Source organism: Desulfobacterales bacterium (assembly GCA_029211065.1).
In the GTDB taxonomy this organism is placed as follows: Bacteria; Desulfobacterota; Desulfobacteria; order Desulfobacterales; family JARGFK01; genus JARGFK01.
In genome coordinates, this window is the sequence record JARGFK010000064.1 from 1 (window position 1) to 16,253 (window position 16,253).

Here is a 16,253-nt window from a genome sequence, read left to right on the forward strand (position 1 = left end):
TTTAAATGCTTTTGGATCGATTTGCTTAAACCAATCACCTTGGCCAAATCAAGATAGGTCGGCAAGCCTGCTAACGCCGTCATCCCGGTTGTTTTTTTCTCAGCTTCATACTTGAATGGAAGAACTCCTTGTGCCATAATAACTTCACCTCGTTGATGATAAGTTTTTTGTCTAAAATTAACCTATCACCCTGATTCTTCAGGATCAACGAGGTTTTTTACTTTTCTTGACGGTGAATCAGGGAATGTTCGATGATGCACCTGTACAATCACTCCGGACAGATCACCCTGCAGTTGCATAAAAAACATGACACCGTGTAGAAAAGAATAATAATAACGGGGTATTTAGACTTATTTGGTTATGTTTCACAATCGAACTTTTGATGACTTTCAGCATAAACGAAAAAATGTGTCATGTTTTTTACCCAGAAGGAAAGCCCAGGATGCCCCATCTCCTGCGTTGCCAAGGGTTCGCAGTAGAAAAGCTACGGCTTCACCCTTGGACGCCTTGGAGCTGGGGCATCCTGGGCTTTTGCAACAACAGGGATCACTCTAACGGTAGGGAAATATGTCCTATAACGGCCCTCATCCCGTGTGATTAAATCCATGTCAAGTACAGCAGCCTGAGCGCCAATATAGAAATCGGGTAAGGAGGATTTCTTGATCCCTTTCCCCCTTTTGTATTTAAGATAAGCTTTTCCAGCCAGAAACAGGGCTTCTTTGGGAATTTCCAACATCTGAAATCCGCCTTTATGAAGGGCCGATTCCAATTCTTCAATTTTCTTGAAACCTACCGATACTTCTGTGTAAATTATCGTGTTAATATAAAGTGTTGTGTGGTCGCTATAACGTGCCAGTGCAGATTCAGCCCAATCAGCCCAATTGGGATCATCAAGGAAAATGTCCAGAATGACATTGGAGTCAACAAGAAGCCCCTTCATTTATCTGACCTCGTCAAGGCCATTATTTCATCTGTCGTCATTTTAACAGTTGCAGCACCACGCAGTTTTGCAAATTTCAGGGCGGCCGGTTTTCTCCCTTTTTGTTTCACTAAAAAAACACGGTCATCTTCCTCGACAAAATCAACCTCTGTTGTCGGGGTGATTCCCAGTTTTTCGCGAATGTGCTGGGGAATGGTGACCTGACCTTTTGTGGTTACTCTCATAATTTATCCTCCAGTAATATGTATTACCGGTAATAGTAATACTTTGCATGGTTCAGGTCAATTCAAAATATAGCATCGAACAAATTATCCTATAGTTTCTGTATTCATCTGAAAAAATGTTTAAAATGTGCATATCCCCGCCAGGGGCCAGGCGCTGTCCATAGGCCGTGAAACCTCTGTCGTTCGACAATAGAGGTTAAGATGGGATCGAGAAAAGCCTTGATGGCTGCAACGACATCCTCGAAGGATTCCGGTGCGTCGGCAAGCTTGGCTTTCCTGATGAACCCCAACCACTGAACCTTTTTGCCCGCATCCTTCCTGAAAGAAAGATCAAAGACCGTGGGATTGATTGTGATTATCGTTTTTCGGTTTTCAAATGTTTTTTCAATCGCTTCGGCCAACGTGTCGCCCCTGAAGTCAAATGTGCGGGACAGGAACCATATATCGTAGAAATCTTTCATCCGGCTGTTCAAAACTCCCAGTTTGACCATGGCCTGGAACTTCTCGGCAATGGTGCTCTCCTTGGTGTAGCCATTCAACTCAGGCGGAGGAAAGTCTAGAAGCGAAGGGTACGCGACCTTGCAGGGACCCGGAACGACAACATCTCCGAAACCGATATCAATCTGCAGAGAGATCCGTGCGTTGCCGAGGACGCCCCGGACGCGGCAGCGCACGCCTTCGTAATCGGCGCCTTCGGTAATCCTGGCTGCGGTCACCGACTCCGGATGAAAGGCTATGCCATCCGACTCGACTTCCGTTTCGCAGGCATCCCTCATAGCAGCGACAATCACTTCGGGGCTGTTGACGATTTTTCCCAGCAGGTCGATGTCCATGGTGGGGCGTGACCCAGGTCCGGTCCATGCAACAAACATCAAGGCGCCTTTCAGGAGGAACCTGTCCGCGTGGGGGCTCTTGGAAAGCCGGTAGATAAACCGTTCGATGGCAAAGTGCTGCAGGATTTCATTAAACGGCCGGGCGGTATCCTTGGCCTTGTTGATAAGACGTTGATGTAATGACGCGGCTGTGTTTTTAATATTCTTTGCCATTATAGAATTGCCTCGAGGTAGGGACGGATAGTCTTTCTCACACGACAAATTTCTGCATAACGCATGAGGTCGTCCACCTTGATGCCGCGGCGTTCGCGGTAAAAACGGACCGCCTCCAGCACCGTGTCAAGGCCGAGTTGATTGCGGAACTTGAAACAGTCGGCGAGCGTCTTTTCCGGGTTGTATATGCGCACGCTGACGCCGTCGAGCGCATGGATCTCAACGCCCTCCGTAAACGCCTTGCCGGAAAAGCGGTAAATCTTCATCGGCGGATAATCCAGGCGGGGCTCTTTCGTGCCGCGCGGCAGCGCCACATGTACCTCGTGGGGTATCTGGGTGGTGAGTTCGTGAAAGGCCAGGGCGGAAATGAGGCAGATCACGCCGTTCGAGACCCGGGCTGCAACGGTCACCAGGTCCGGGTTGCCCAGCGGCGGGCTGTCTGCAAGACGATACACGCCGCGGCTTACCTCCTCCAGTGTCCCTGAGTCCCGCATGGCATAGAGCGTTCCCGGATGAATGCCTTTCCGAAGGGCCTGAACCGTGCGAAGGATTCGGCCATGCTTCTTGAAGATACCGACAGCTCTGTCAAATCGGAAACTATGGTTTTTAGCTTTTTGGGGTTTCATGATAAATTTACCATCATTTATTCAAATCTGTAGGCTATCTTATCAATTTGGGGCAACGTGTCAAGGAAAATTATCGCTTAGCGGTCGCCTGTAAGGCCGGGGAACCCGGCTGCCCTGCCGCCGTGCGTTGTGTTGGAAGAGCGAGAAGGGGTGGTGCTATCCTTTAAGACAAACAGGAATCCTTTGTTGCTACCAGCGAATTCAGCAGGTGAATCCGTTCCAGCTTAGTATTCTGTTTCGTAAATATAATACGTATTTTTTCTAATATGATTAAAATGATTCACCACAGAGGCACAGAGGGCACAGAGAGGTGAATCAATTTATCTGAACCGGGAGATACCGGTTCAGATAAAACATACGCCCTGTGATTACTATCAGCTTACGCGGTTTCTATGCGGTGATAAATAAAGAGGACAGCATTTTTGCCCATTGCCGTCTCCCGATGGGCAAAAAGAAAGGTTCCTCCGTGATCTCTGTGTCTCGAATGAGCGGAGCGAATGGGTGGTGAGATACATATGGTATTTAAGAATAGTTGTACTTAGCTTCCCTGAGATTGTCATCCGCTATGGATATGATATTGACACTTTCGATATCCTTTTGTTATGGTGACGCAAAAAAATTTCTATTTGTTATAGGCACTTAGTTCTTCAAAAGGAGCAAGTTCGATGAACCTGGGGGAGTGGATTTTCAAGCGCGCGCGGACGTATCCCCAGCGACCCTTTATAAAAGCGGAAGATCGGGAATACGACAACCGGCAGTTTAATGCCCGGGTGAACCAGACCGCCCGGGCCCTGGCAGCACTCGGCGTTCAAAAGGGCGAGCGGGTGGCAGTCCTGATGGTCAACTCCAGCGCGTTTCTGGAAATCTTCTTTGCCTGCGCCAAAACCGGCGCGCTGATCGTTCCCATCAATTTCAAGCTGGCCCTGCCGGAGATGCGTTATATCATCACAGACGCTGCGCCCCGGGTTCTGATCTATTCCGATGAATACATTGAAAAGGCAGCGCAGTTGAAAGCCGTCCCGACAACGGTTGAACATTATTTAAAGCATGGCGGCGATCAATTGTCCGGGGACCCCCTGCTGTCTGATTTTACGGCGTCATTTCCCGATGAAGAACCGGTTCCTGATGAGGAATTGACCCAGGAAGATCCCCTTGTGATCATGTACACATCCGGGACGACCGGGGACCCCAAGGGGGCCGTGCTTTCCCATAAAAACTTTCTTTTTGGGGCGATCCATTCCCTGATCAGCTACGGCATCAGCTCCGACTGCAAATCCCTGGTGATTGCCCCTCTTTTTCATATCGGGGCCCTGGCTGCCTCGGCGACCCCGGTCATTTATGCCGGGGGCTCGCTGGTTCTTAAAAGCTTTGACAACCCTTCGGAGATTGTCCGGCTTATCTGTACCGATAAAATCAACTACCTTTTTGCAGTGCCGGTGATGTTTGACATGATGGCCAAAACCGATGCCTGGGAAGGGGCTGATTTTTCCCACGTGAATTTTTTCATTGCCGGCGGCGCCCCCATGCCCATTTCCCTGATCCGCAGGTATCAGGAGGAAAAGGGCATCCGCTTCGCCCAGGGGTATGCCATGACCGAGACCCTGCGGTTGACTTCCCTGGATCTCGATGACGCTGTCCGCAAGGCCGGATCGGTGGGCAAAGAGGTGTTCCACACCCACCTGCGAATCGTGGATGACAGCGGCAAGGAAGTGCCGCCGGGCGGGGTGGGGGAGATAGTCGTCAAAGGCCCGACGGTTTTATTAAGATACTGGAATAAGGACCCGGAAACCCGGGCGGCTTTCCGCGACGGATGGTTTCACACCGGCGATCTGGGGAAACGGGACGACGACGGGTTTCTTTACATCGTGGGCAGAAAGATCGACATGATTATCAGTTCGGGGGAGAACATTTATGCTGCCGAAGTGGAGCGTGCGATCGAATCGATCCCTCAGGTGGCGGCGGCCGCAGCGGTCGGTATGCCGGATCCCAAACGGGGTGAAGCGGTGGCGGCCTTTGTTTTGTTCAACGAAGGCGCCACGATGACCGAGGGGGGGGTGATCGAAGCCCTGCATGAAAAGATTGCACACTTTAAGATTCCCAAAAGGGTCATATTTGTTAAAACCTTTCCCCGCAACGGCGCAGGCAAAATACTGAAAAGGGAACTCAAGGCCGGAATTGCCCTAAACGGGCAATAATACCCAAATCCCAAACCTCAAACAATAACCAAAACACGCAGTTTGAGGTTGATAAGAAGTGGTCATTGGGTTCGTTGAGTTCTTTTTTTTTGTCTTTGAGGATTGGAATTTGTTTGAACTTTGGGGCTTGAATTTTGGAATTTACACGAGGGTGGTTATGGTGAAAAAAGGACTTAAGGAAGCGGTTCGCAAATACGCGATCCGGCAGGGGGCGGATCTGGTCGGGTTTGTATCCACCGAACATTTAAACGCGGTGACGCCGACAAAATTTAAACCGGCCCGCTTGTGGCCGGAAGCAAAGACCGCGATATCCATCGGCAAGCGCCTGCTCCTCGGCGCCATCGCGGTGGGTACCGGCGACATGGTGCAAAATGCCCGCTGGGTTGCCTGGCGGACGAATGAATACCTGAATCGGCGCGCGATGGAAGTGGGGCATTTTCTGGAGCGCAATAGCGCCAGAGCCCTGCCGCTTTCCAACGGAACCATGGTGGATCCGGACTGGAGAAATCTCGGCATTTTCGGAGAGCTTTCCCACCGCCACGTGGCGGCCGAAGCCGGCCTGGGGACCATCGGCGTGCCGACATTCATCGTGACCCCTCAATTCGGCCCCCGGGTGTATTTTAATACGATCCTGACCGACGCGGAACTGGCGCCGGACCCCCGGCCGAAATTTGACCCCTGCGGCACGAGCTGCAATGAATGCGTGAAGGCCTGTCCCAACGGCGCCATTGTCCGGGGGCGAAAGACCATCAAAAAGACGCGCTGCATCCCCCTGGCCATGCCCCATGGCGTGGTGCCGCTGCAGAAGTATATCCAAAGCGTTCTTGGGGCCGGGGATCCTGACGCCCGCAGGGAGCGGATTGAGGATTTTGATTTTGCACGCCTGCACCGGGCGCTGGTGCAGGGCGTCGGCACGATTGCCGGCTGTTTTCATTGCCTGGCGGCGTGTCCGGTGGGGCGGAAATAGCAGAACGGGAGATAAAAAAATGAACACCGGAAAAACCGATACGCGGTCCCCTGAAATCATCGTTGACGATGGAGATGTCCGCCTGGAAGATCTGATGGCGGTCGCCTTTGAAGGCCGGCGGGTGCGTCTTTCAGATGATGTGGCCTGGCGCGACAAACTGCAGCGCAGCCGTTCCGAGCTCGAGCAGTCGCTGTCCGCAGGAGACCGGATTTACGGCGTAAGCACGGGGGTGGGGCATGGCTCATCCCGAACCATCGATCCGGAGCATACCCACGAGTTTGCCTATCAGATCATCCGGCAGCACGGCTGCGGGCTGGGAGAGGTTTTTTCCGAGGCGGAGGGGCGCGCCGTCATTTTCGCCCGGCTGGTCAGCCTCTCCAAAGGGTATTCCGCGGTGCGGCTGTCGCTTCTCGAAGCCCTGTGCAATCTGCTCAACTGCGGCGTGATCCCGGTCATTCCCTCGCTGGGTTCGGTGGGGGCTTCGGGCGACCTGACGCCCCTTTCTTACCTGGCAGCGGTTTTGGCAGGAGAGCGCGAAGTGTATTACGGCGGCGAAGTCCTGGCGGCCGACAAGGTTCTCGGGCGGGCCGGGCTCAAACCCCATGATTTTGTGCCCAAGGAATCCCTGGCGATTATGAACGGCACGTCCGTCATGACGGCCATCGGCAGCATCACAGCAGCACGCTTCGGGCGAACCCTGGACCTATGTGAGCGGGCCGCAGGGTTGGCGGCCGAAATCCTCCTGGGCCGCTCCCAGGCGTTTCACCCGACAGCCCATCGTCTCAAACACCATCCGGGCCAGATTTCGGCGGCCGCGGCCATCCGATCGGCCATCAGCGGCAGCCGGCTGATGGACAGCGCCCCGGAAAAAGGGCGCATCATTCAGGATCCGTATTCGATCCGCTGTGCCCCGCACGTGATCGGAGCGGCGCGGGATGCTTTGACATGGGCCGGAGAGCTGCTGATTCGGGAGCTGAACAGCGTCAATGACAATCCGATCGTGGATCCGGACGTGCCCGAAATAATCTTTGCCGGCAACTTCTACGGCGGCCATGTGGCCCTGGCCATGGATCTGATCAAGACCGCAGCCGCTTCCGTGGCAGACCTGCTGGATCGTCAATATGCCCTGCTGGTGGACTCCCGTCTTAATTCCGGCCTGCCCGAGACGCTGGTGGGATATGAAGGCTGCGGTCTGAAAGCCCTGCAGCTGACGTGCAGCGCGCTGACGGCACGGGCGGTGCAGCGTTCAGCGCCGGACACGGTTCTTTCCAGGCCCACAGAGGCGCACAATCAGGATAAAGTCAGCATGGGTCTCCATGCGGCCCTCAATGCTGCGGAAATCACCACACTGGTGCAGCAGGTGCTGGCCACTGAACTGATCGCACTTTCCAACGCAGCCGCACTGCGAAACGAGGAGGACCTGTCGCCGGCCGGCCGGCGGCTGCTCGGCCGCGTCCGGGATTTCTCTCCCGTTCTGGAGAACGACCGGCGGCTGGACCGGGACCTGGAACGGCTGTCGCGGGCCATCGATCAGGGACTGGATCCGGTTGAAGTTGACTACGTTTCGGACCGAGAAAAACTCAAGAATAAGTTGGCGTAAGACTGAAAAGGATTTTTATCCAGAGCCTCCTCAGCGTAAAGCCAATCCTTCTCCCCTTATGGCTGTTCCGAACATATTGCGCGAGTTTTCTACACATATTGCGCGAGTTTTCTACCCGACCCGCCTTAAGCGGATCCTTATGGGTGCAGTGAATCAGTTGAAAAGAATAGGAATCCGTGCCGGCGCCAATCGATTTGCATTATTCCTCACCGATTACTACCGGCACGGATGTCTTGCCGGATACGTCGATCGGACACTGTGTTACAAATAAAAATTGAAGGGTTCAACAATTTTTTGTTGACACAAACAAAATCAATGGTATTCTGCCGTCAAAATGGAGTTCAAGATGGCCCGACCCAAAACAACCGTCAAACATGACGTCCGCGCTAACCGACCTGGTGGATCAAAGCTTTGCTCAAGGAATTGGTGCTTGTCAAAGGGATTGATGTTTGATTCTGCGGTTTTTGGTCGCCGCTGCATGCGATTCAAGGGAAACACTTAAACGCAAAAAGGAGGAGAACCATGAAAAGAGGACTTTATGGGATTTTGGTCGGTATACTGGTGCTGTGCTTCGCTTCGGGGGTTTATGCCGGGGCGCTGGACGTGATAGAGAAGAAGGGCGAATTCATCGTAGGTGTTCGTGACGGCTCTATTCCATTTGGGTTTTTCGATGCCAAAAACGAGCACGTCGGCTTCAGCGTGGATATGGCCAAAGAATTCCACAAGGCGCTGGAAGCTAAATTCGGGAAGCCGATCAAGCTTACATTAAAGACAATAAACCCGAAGACTCGAATTCCTTTGGTGGCCAACCGCACGCTGCACATGGTTGCCGGGTCATCCACCCATACGGTGGCAAGAGAAGAGACCGTGGATTTCACCATCACGGTTTTTCTGACCGGAACCCAGCTTCTGGCTAAGAAGAGCAAGGGATTCAAGAGCTATAAAGACATGGCCGGCAAGCGTGTCGGAGCGGCTCAGGGTTCGACAAACGAAAAGGCCATGCGCGATCTGAATACGAAAGGCGAGATCAATCCTCCGGCAGACATAGTCGTCTATCAGGAGCACAGCCAGGGCATGCTGGCCCTGCAGAAAGACATCATCGACGCTTATTGCACCGACGGCATTCTTCTGGCCGGTCTGAAGGCCAAGGCACCCAACCCGGAGGAATACGAGCTGGTGGGGGAACTTATCACCTACGATCCCTATGCCTACATAGTGCCGGAAGACGATTCCAAGTTTCGTGATTTCATCAATATAGAACTGATAAAAATGATCAAGGATGGCCGGTATTATCAATACTATGACAAATGGTTCGGGCCGAAGGGCGTGGTTCACTATCCGATGACAAAGGAAGCGGCCACACTGATGAAGCTTCAGGCGTTGCCATAATGATGAGAGGGTCGTGCGGAAACTTTCGGTTGCTTTCTGCGCGGCCCCGGAGGCCGTAAATCCTGAATTCCCGAAAGGGCTCAGGAGGCTTTGGCGTAGCCCTGTCAAGGGAGGAGGCTGGTTGTGCTTTCCTATAACTTCAATTGGTCCATCATCTGGGAAGCGCCTTACGGGCTCTGGATGCTCCAGGGCATCTGGACGACGATAAGGCTCGGGCTCATCTGTTGGTTCATAGCCCTGGCCCTGGGCATCATCATAGGGACCTTCAGAGTAACGCCGTTTCGCCCCCTCCGGGCGTTCGGGGCGGTTTACACCGAGATATTCAGGGATATCCCGCTGCTGGTGCAGTTGTTTTTCTGGTATTTCGCGGCGCCCTCGATCCTCCCGAAATCCATCGAGATGTGGCTTTACCGTGGGCTTCCCAATTCGGAATTCTGGATCGTGGTAGTGGGCCTTTCCATCTACACCTCATCGCGCATCGCCGAGCATATTCGATCCGGCATGCAGTCGATTTCCCAGGACCAGTACCATGCTGCGCTAAGTACCGGGTTCACGCATTTTCAGACCTACCGCTACATCGTCATACCTTTTGCCGTCCGCCTCGTGATGCCTCCTCTTACCGCCGAATGTCTGACAGTGTTCAAGAATACGGCGCTTGCGATGACCGTGGGGGTGTTGGAAACAACGTTCATGAGCCAGCAAATCGAGGCTTACACCTTCCAGAGTATCGAAGCCACCACGGCGGCCTCCCTGGTTTATATGGTAATCACACTTGCTGTGGTGTTGATCATGGGGTTGGTGGAGAAACGGCTGGCGGTACCGGGCCTCATCACACGGGCAGAGGGGAGGTAAGGCCATGGGCGGTTATGATTGGCAAGTTATCCCGAACAATCTGTCATTCTTGATGCAGGGTCTAGTAACCACGTTCCAGCTCGCTCTGGTGGCCATAACCGGGGGGTTGCTGCTTGGAATACTGGTTGGAATGGCGCGCTTGACCTCGATAAAGCTCCTTTACTATCCTGCCACGGCTTTCGTCAATGTCATGCGCAGCCTTCCTCTGATACTGGTCATCTTCTGGTTTTACTTTTTGGTTCCATTGATCGCTGGACGGCCGATGGGTGATTTTTTCTCAGCGGGTGTGGCTTTCGTGGTGTTCGAGGCCGCCTACTTTGCTGAAATCGTGCGGGCCGGGATTCAGTCCATTTCCGCCGGCCAGTTGCAGGCCGCCTATTCGACCGGGTTCAACTACCGGGACACTATGAGGTATATAATCATACCCCAGGCCTTGCGTAATATGGTGCCGTCTCTGCTGACCCAGGCGGTGGTGACGTTCCAGGACACTTCTCTGGCCTACGTGATCGGGCTCAAGGAGTTTCTGCGTTCAGCCTCGATCGTGGATGCCCGCGAGATGCGGAGCCTGGAATTGTATGCGTTTGTGGGAGCGGTTTATTTCGTGATCTGTTTCGCGATGAGCAAGATGAGCAAGAAACTGGAAGCCAAGAGAGGGCATGCCGTATGATCGAGATGAAGAATGTGAGCAAATGGTTTGGGGACTTTCAGGTACTCGACAAGATCAACGAGACCATTGAGAGGGGCCAGGTGGTGGTTATCTGCGGGCCTTCCGGTTCAGGAAAGAGCACTGTCCTCAAATGCTTGAACGGGCTGGAGAAATTTCAGGAAGGCGACATAATCGTCGACGGGGTTTCTCTCAAGGACCCGGCAACCGATCTGATCAAGCTCCGCCAGAAGATGGGCATGGTCTTCCAGCGTTTCGAGCTTTACCCGCACTTGAAGATCATAGACAACATTACGATTGCTCCTATCAAAGTCAAGAAGATGCCGGCTAAGGATGCGGTCAAACGTGCGATGGAACTCCTGGAGAGGGTGGGGATTCCGGAACAGGCGGATAAATATCCGGGAAATCTCTCCGGTGGGCAGCAGCAGCGGGTTGCCATAGCCCGGGCGCTGGCCATGGATCCTGAGATCATGCTTTTCGACGAGCCCACCTCCGCGCTGGATCCGGAGATGATCAAGGAGGTTCTGGAGGTGATGATCGCTCTGGCCAAATCCGGAATGACCATGACGGTGGTCACCCATGAGATGGGGTTTGCCCGGGAGGTGGCAGATGAGATCATTTTTATGGACGAGGGCAGGATCATCGAACGGGGGACGGATAAGACGTTTTTCGAAAATCCCAAGACCGAACGGGCCAGGGATTTTTTGAACAAAATATTGTTCTAAAACCCTCTTTGTCTGTCGCTAAAACATCAAGCGAGCTTTTCCTCTGGTGCCGGCATTTTTTTCGGCGAGATATTCTCTGTCAGCGCTGTCCTTACTATTGCATCGTCAGACTCATCAATATGGGTGTTATATTACAAAAAATAAGGAAGACTTCAACAAAATTTTGTTGACATAAACAAAATTTATGATATTTTGCCGTCAAAATGGAGAAAAAATGACCCGATCCAAAAAAACAGCCGAACATGATGTCCGCGTTGACCAACCAGGTCCTCAACAGGAGAACCGAGCAGAACCGCCCATAACCCAACAAAACGACCTGCTGTTTCGCACCCTGAAGCAAATTGCCGACGCTCTCGTTTCAACCTTTCCGCGTGCCTTCGAGGTGGTCGTGCACGATCTGTCTCACCCCCAGAAATCCATTAAACACATCGCCGGTGATGTCACCCGGCGCAAATCCGGGGGACCGGTAACCGACCTGGTGGTCAAAGCTTTACACCAGGAAGGACGCGATATTCGCGACCGCCACAACTATAAAACCACCACCAGCGACGGTCGTGCCTTGAAATCCACGACCACCTTCATCCGCAACAGCAATGGGGACGTCGCCTTTGCCTTGTGCATCAACTTCGACATGACCGATTTTCTCAACGCCGCCCACGCCTTGGAAATATTAACCAGTGCTGCCGGCGCCTTCAATGGTCACGAAAAGGCTGAAACATTCGCCATGACCATCACCGAAACGTTCGAAGCCTTATTCAGCCAAGCCGTTGCCAAAATAGGCAAGGAGCCCGCCTCCATGTCCATGGAAGAAAAGATAGAACTGGTCAAGGAACTGGAAACCCTCGGGGTTTTCCATATCAAAGGTGGCACCGACCAGGCGGCCCTGCTCATGGGGGTCTCCAAATATACGATATACAACTACCTGAAAAAAATCCACGCGGAGCAGGGCCTCAACCGGTTCTGATCTGCGGGTAAAAAAACAAAGGAGAATAAACATATGTCAGTCAACGATTCGCTGCGTTCTATCTCAACCCCAAAAGCCCCTGCCGCCATCGGACCCTATTCCCAGGGAGTCGTCGCCGGCAACCTGCTTTTTATATCCGGCCAGCTGCCGCTGGACCCAAAAACTGGAGAATTCGTCCAAGGCGGCATCGAAGAATATACACACCAGTGCCTGAAAAATTTAAAAGCAATCGCCGAGGCGGCCGGCAGCAGTCTTGAGCGGGCCGTCAAGGTCACCGTCTTTTTAACAAACATGGAAGATTTTGCCTGTGTCAACCAGGTATATACCCAATATTTCTCTGATAACCTGCCGGCCAGGTCGGCTTTTCAGGTGGCCGCCTTGCCTAAAAACGCAGCTATCGAGATCGAAGCCATCATCAACATATAGATTTACAGGAGGTTTTCATGAATTTAGCTCAATTCCCGCGTCGTCGCTACACCGAAGGACAAACGCCCATGGAGTACTTGCCCCGGTTCAGTGCCGCCGTGGGCGGACCCAATATTTATATCAAAAGGGATGATCTGCTGGGCCTGACATCCGGCGGAAACAAGACCCGCAAGCTTGAATTCCTTGTTGCGGACGCACTGGCCCAGGGTGCGGACACCCTGATCACCTGCGGCGCCGTGCAGTCCAACCACTGCCGGCTGACCCTTGCGGCAGCCGTAAAGGAGGGCTTGAAATGCCGGCTGGTACTTGAAGAACGGGTTCCGGGTAGTTACAACCCTAAAGCATCCGGTAACAACTTTTTGTTCAACCTTCTGGGGGTGGAAAAAATCAAGGTGGTTCCCGCAGGCTCCAACATGTTGGAGGCCATGGGCCGGGTTGCCGAGGCGCTGGCCGCCGAAGGCCGCAAGGGATACATCATTCCCGGCGGCGGCTCCAATCCCATTGGTGCAACGGGGTATGTGGCCTGCGCCCAGGAAATCCAGGCCCAGCTTTTTGAAAAAAATATCCGTATTGACCGAATTGTTACAGCTTCGGGCAGTGCCGGCACCCATGCCGGACTGCTCGTTGGTGTTTGCGGCTGCAACATGAACATCCCTGTCGTGGGCATCGGTGTGAGCCGTGATCCCAAGGACCAGGACCCGCTGGTCTATGACCTGGCCTTGAAAACGGCTGAGCGGGTGGGGGTCAAGCAGGAGATCCCCCGGGAGGCGGTGGTGACATTCGGCGACTACTGGCGCCCCAAGTACTCGGTTCCCAACAAGAAGATGGTCGAAGCGGTGAACCTGATGGCCCAAATCGAAGGCATCCTGCTGGACCCGGTTTACACGGGAAAAGCCATGGCCGGCCTGATCGATTTGAGCCGAAGCGGCTATTTCAAAAAAGGCGAAAATATCCTTTTTGTGCATACGGGCGGTTCGCCGGGACTGTATGCTTATATTCAACCTCTACTCGGACTGGAAGAAGTCGCGGACTGATCGTCCTATTCGGCACCCCGACAACGCTCGGCCGCGGGGGGTGCCGTCGGCGACGGGTTGATCGGGAAGAAGAGCGGTTATGAGAGAAAAAATTATCGGCATCATCGGCGGTATGGGGCCGGAAGCCACCATCGATCTGATGACCCGGGTCATCAGGGCAACGCCGGCGTTGGACGATATGGATCATATTCGTCTGGTGGTGGACAATAATCCCAAAGTGCCCTCAAGGATCAAAGCGCTGATTGAAAAAACCGGCGAAAGCCCTCTGACTTGCCTACAGGAAATGGCCCGTAAGATGGCCGATTGGGGTGTCGATGTTCTGGCCATGCCCTGTAATACGGCGCACTACTACCATCCAGGCATTCAAGATGCCGTTCGCATTCCGGTGCTCGATATGATCGGGTTGAGCGTTGCGGCGATCATCGCCGGCCATCCTGGTTTGAAAACCGTGGGCTTGCTCGCCTCTACCGCTGTTATCGACCTGCAACTCTACGAAAAACGATTTGCCGACAAGGGGGTCGCGCTGATCATGCCCGCCAATGGTCTTCAGGAAGGGATCATGAGCACCATTCGCAAGATTAAGACCGGTCGATACGGGAAGGAAGAGGGTGACGCCCTGCAGTCTGCCTCCGCCGACCTGGTGAATAAGGGTGCCGAAGTTCTGTTGGTGGCCTGCACCGAGTTGTCCATAATCACCGGCGAAATTGATGTCCCGGTCCCATGTTACGATTCCGCCCAGGTTCTAGCGGAGGCCATTGTCCATGCTGCCAGAGAAACGGGTTGAGCACATGCCCAGACCAAGAATAGATGATCCAAGAATCAGGGAATCTTTATCGATGCTACCTTTTAGCGATTTGATTTTTAACCATTTTTATATGTCTGTTGTCTTTCAATATTTTTGGCGGAAAAATACATAGCTGTTTGATTGGAATCAACCGGATTCCACTAGGAGGAAGGCACCTCTTTTTATAAACCTACGCATTGCAAAAAGGAGAAAAAAGATGAGAAAGTGTTTCAAAATTTTCGTAGTTATTTTGGCAGTTACATCAATTTTAATAACGGGCGGATTTATTTCAGCCCAGGCAAAGGAAATAGTTCTTAAACTCGCCCATCCCAATGTTCCGCAACATCCCATGGGAGAGGGCTATGAACTTTTTAAAACTGAACTTGAAAAGCGCTCCGGTGGCATTTTTCGTGTAGATATATATGACAGCTCAAAATATGGCAACTTTGATGCGGTCGTACAAGGCCTCCAAATGGGCGTGTTGCAGATGGGGTCGGATGCCCCAAACAATTTATCTGTATTCAATCCTCAGCTGATGTTCCTGGATATGCCGTTTGTTATTCCTAGTTATGAGGCTTCAGATGTTATTACAGACGGTCCGATTGGAAAGAGATTGGCTAGCTCGCTTGAAAAAAATGGTATTCTGGGCCTGGGGTACATCGAAATTGGTTTTCGGCAAATATTTGCCAACCGTCCGATTCGGACCCTTGAAGACGCTAAAGGTTTGAAAATCCGCGCAACCCATTCCAAGGCACACATCGCAATCCTTAAATCCCTTGGGATGAATCCCACCCCGGTTGCCTGGGGGGAGGTCTACACCGCCCTTCAGCAAAAAACAGTTGACGGAATAGATATAGATTTAAATTTGGCATGGTTCAACAAATTTCCTGAAATAACAAAGTATGTTACTTTAACCCGGAGTTTTTATAGCCCGCACCTGGTGATGATATCAAAGATGTTTTGGCAAAAACTGACCCCGCAGGAACAGGCTTGGGTCAGTGAGTCCTTTGCAAGTATGCAGAAATTCGAGCGTGAAAAAATTCGCAGCAATGAGGCAATTATTATCGAGAAGATAAAAGCTTCCGGAGGCGAGATCATTGAGCTTTCACCAGCAGAACGTGAGCGATGGATCAAAGCTACCGCTGGCGTGGCTCCCTCTTTTGCCACAGCTGTGCCGCCTGAACTTATTGAAGAAATGAAGGCATCCATCAAGGCAAAATTAAAATAATAATTGTAGAACTATTTGAAAAGATCAAGGGCGGCAGGCAGAGCAAACATCTGCCTGCCACTTTTGAGAGGGTCATTATGAAAATTTTTGTAAATTGGCTAAATAAGTTTGAAGAAGCCACCTCTTCAGTTGCCCTTTCCCTGATGGCCATCATCATTATTTTACAAGTATTTCAGCGATACGTGGTGCAGCACTCTCTAGATTGGCCGGAAGAGCTGGCGAGATATCTATTTATCTATTCAGTGTATGTCGGCGCCAGCTATGCAGCTTTAGGGCGTCGTCACCTTGAAGTAACAATTGTTCGCACGATTTTTGGCAAAAAAATAGGCAAGCTTTTTACGATCTTAGCATATAGTATCACCGTCGTATTCTGTGGTCTGATGTTTGTCTGGGGCATTAAAATGGTTCTTTTTGTGATTGAATCTAATCAACTGGCCCCTGCCTTGCAATTCCCAATGTATATCGCCTATATATGTATCCCATTAGGTTTTTTGTTAATGGGTATTCGCACACTTTGGGTTATTTGGAAGCTACTTTCTGAAGAATTAAACAGCTGATTCGCTAAACAACCAAATTCCCAAATTTTTCT

General features: G+C 52.1%; 17 protein-coding genes. 13 read left to right on the forward strand and 4 right to left on the reverse strand.

Annotated features, from left to right (window positions below; translation table 11 throughout):
- Positions 1-484 precede the first annotated feature (484 nt).
- The 4 genes from P1P89_14335 to P1P89_14350 all read right to left on the reverse strand — a co-directional run bounded on the left by P1P89_14335 (position 485) and on the right by P1P89_14350 (position 2,836).
- Positions 485-940 carry a PIN domain-containing protein gene (locus tag P1P89_14335; GenBank protein ID MDF1592691.1) on the reverse strand — a complete coding sequence of 152 codons (456 nt, stop codon included), beginning with the start codon at positions 938-940 and terminating at the stop codon, positions 485-487.
- Positions 937-1,164: an AbrB/MazE/SpoVT family DNA-binding domain-containing protein gene (locus tag P1P89_14340; GenBank protein MDF1592692.1), complete on the reverse strand. Its 228-nt coding sequence runs from the start codon at positions 1,162-1,164 to the stop codon at positions 937-939. The genes P1P89_14335 and P1P89_14340 overlap by 4 nt, the downstream gene beginning before the upstream one ends.
- A gap of 104 nt (positions 1,165-1,268) precedes the next feature.
- Positions 1,269-2,210 carry a nucleotidyl transferase AbiEii/AbiGii toxin family protein gene (locus P1P89_14345; GenBank protein ID MDF1592693.1) on the reverse strand — a complete coding sequence of 314 codons (942 nt, stop codon included), beginning with the start codon at positions 2,208-2,210 and terminating at the stop codon, positions 1,269-1,271.
- On the reverse strand, positions 2,210-2,836 hold the full coding sequence (locus P1P89_14350) for a type IV toxin-antitoxin system AbiEi family antitoxin domain-containing protein (protein MDF1592694.1): 627 nt from the start codon (positions 2,834-2,836) through the stop codon (positions 2,210-2,212). The genes P1P89_14345 and P1P89_14350 overlap by 1 nt, the downstream gene beginning before the upstream one ends.
- 665 nt (positions 2,837-3,501) lie before the next feature.
- Here P1P89_14350 and P1P89_14355 point away from each other — a divergent pair.
- From P1P89_14355 to P1P89_14415, 13 genes are all read left to right on the forward strand, one after another.
- Positions 3,502-5,031 (forward strand): long-chain fatty acid--CoA ligase, encoded by a 1,530-nt coding sequence (locus P1P89_14355; protein MDF1592695.1) that lies wholly within the window; start codon positions 3,502-3,504, stop codon positions 5,029-5,031.
- Between the two features lie 157 nt (positions 5,032-5,188).
- A complete protein-coding gene (locus P1P89_14360) occupies positions 5,189-5,998 on the forward strand; it encodes a hypothetical protein (protein MDF1592696.1) in 810 nt (269 codons plus the stop codon).
- Between the two features lie 19 nt (positions 5,999-6,017).
- On the forward strand, positions 6,018-7,598 hold the full coding sequence (locus P1P89_14365) for an aromatic amino acid ammonia-lyase (GenBank protein ID MDF1592697.1): 1,581 nt from the start codon (positions 6,018-6,020) through the stop codon (positions 7,596-7,598).
- A 522-nt stretch (positions 7,599-8,120) separates the two neighbouring features.
- A complete protein-coding gene (locus P1P89_14370; GenBank protein MDF1592698.1) occupies positions 8,121-8,987 on the forward strand; it encodes an ABC transporter substrate-binding protein in 867 nt (288 codons plus the stop codon).
- Positions 8,988-9,110: 123 nt separating this feature from the next.
- Positions 9,111-9,839, forward strand: coding sequence for an amino acid ABC transporter permease (locus P1P89_14375; protein ID MDF1592699.1), 729 nt, complete (start codon positions 9,111-9,113; stop codon positions 9,837-9,839).
- Between the two features lie 52 nt (positions 9,840-9,891).
- Positions 9,892-10,506, forward strand: a complete 615-nt coding sequence (locus P1P89_14380) for an amino acid ABC transporter permease (GenBank protein MDF1592700.1) — start codon at positions 9,892-9,894, stop codon at positions 10,504-10,506.
- Positions 10,503-11,228 carry an amino acid ABC transporter ATP-binding protein gene (locus tag P1P89_14385; protein ID MDF1592701.1) on the forward strand — a complete coding sequence of 242 codons (726 nt, stop codon included), beginning with the start codon at positions 10,503-10,505 and terminating at the stop codon, positions 11,226-11,228. The genes P1P89_14380 and P1P89_14385 overlap by 4 nt, the downstream gene beginning before the upstream one ends.
- Before the next feature lie 214 nt (positions 11,229-11,442).
- Entirely contained in the window at positions 11,443-12,192 is a 750-nt protein-coding gene (locus P1P89_14390) for a helix-turn-helix transcriptional regulator (GenBank protein MDF1592702.1), read from the forward strand.
- A 33-nt stretch (positions 12,193-12,225) separates the two neighbouring features.
- Positions 12,226-12,618 carry a RidA family protein gene (locus tag P1P89_14395; protein ID MDF1592703.1) on the forward strand — a complete coding sequence of 131 codons (393 nt, stop codon included), beginning with the start codon at positions 12,226-12,228 and terminating at the stop codon, positions 12,616-12,618.
- Between the two features lie 17 nt (positions 12,619-12,635).
- Complete coding sequence (locus tag P1P89_14400; protein MDF1592704.1) at positions 12,636-13,652, forward strand: D-cysteine desulfhydrase; 1,017 nt, start codon at positions 12,636-12,638, stop codon at positions 13,650-13,652.
- Positions 13,653-13,731: 79 nt separating this feature from the next.
- A complete protein-coding gene (locus P1P89_14405) occupies positions 13,732-14,436 on the forward strand; it encodes an amino acid racemase (GenBank protein MDF1592705.1) in 705 nt (234 codons plus the stop codon).
- A gap of 217 nt (positions 14,437-14,653) precedes the next feature.
- Complete coding sequence (locus P1P89_14410) at positions 14,654-15,664, forward strand: TRAP transporter substrate-binding protein (GenBank protein ID MDF1592706.1); 1,011 nt, start codon at positions 14,654-14,656, stop codon at positions 15,662-15,664.
- A 77-nt stretch (positions 15,665-15,741) separates the two neighbouring features.
- Complete coding sequence (locus P1P89_14415) at positions 15,742-16,221, forward strand: TRAP transporter small permease (GenBank protein MDF1592707.1); 480 nt, start codon at positions 15,742-15,744, stop codon at positions 16,219-16,221.
- The last annotated feature ends 32 nt before the right edge of the window (positions 16,222-16,253 follow it).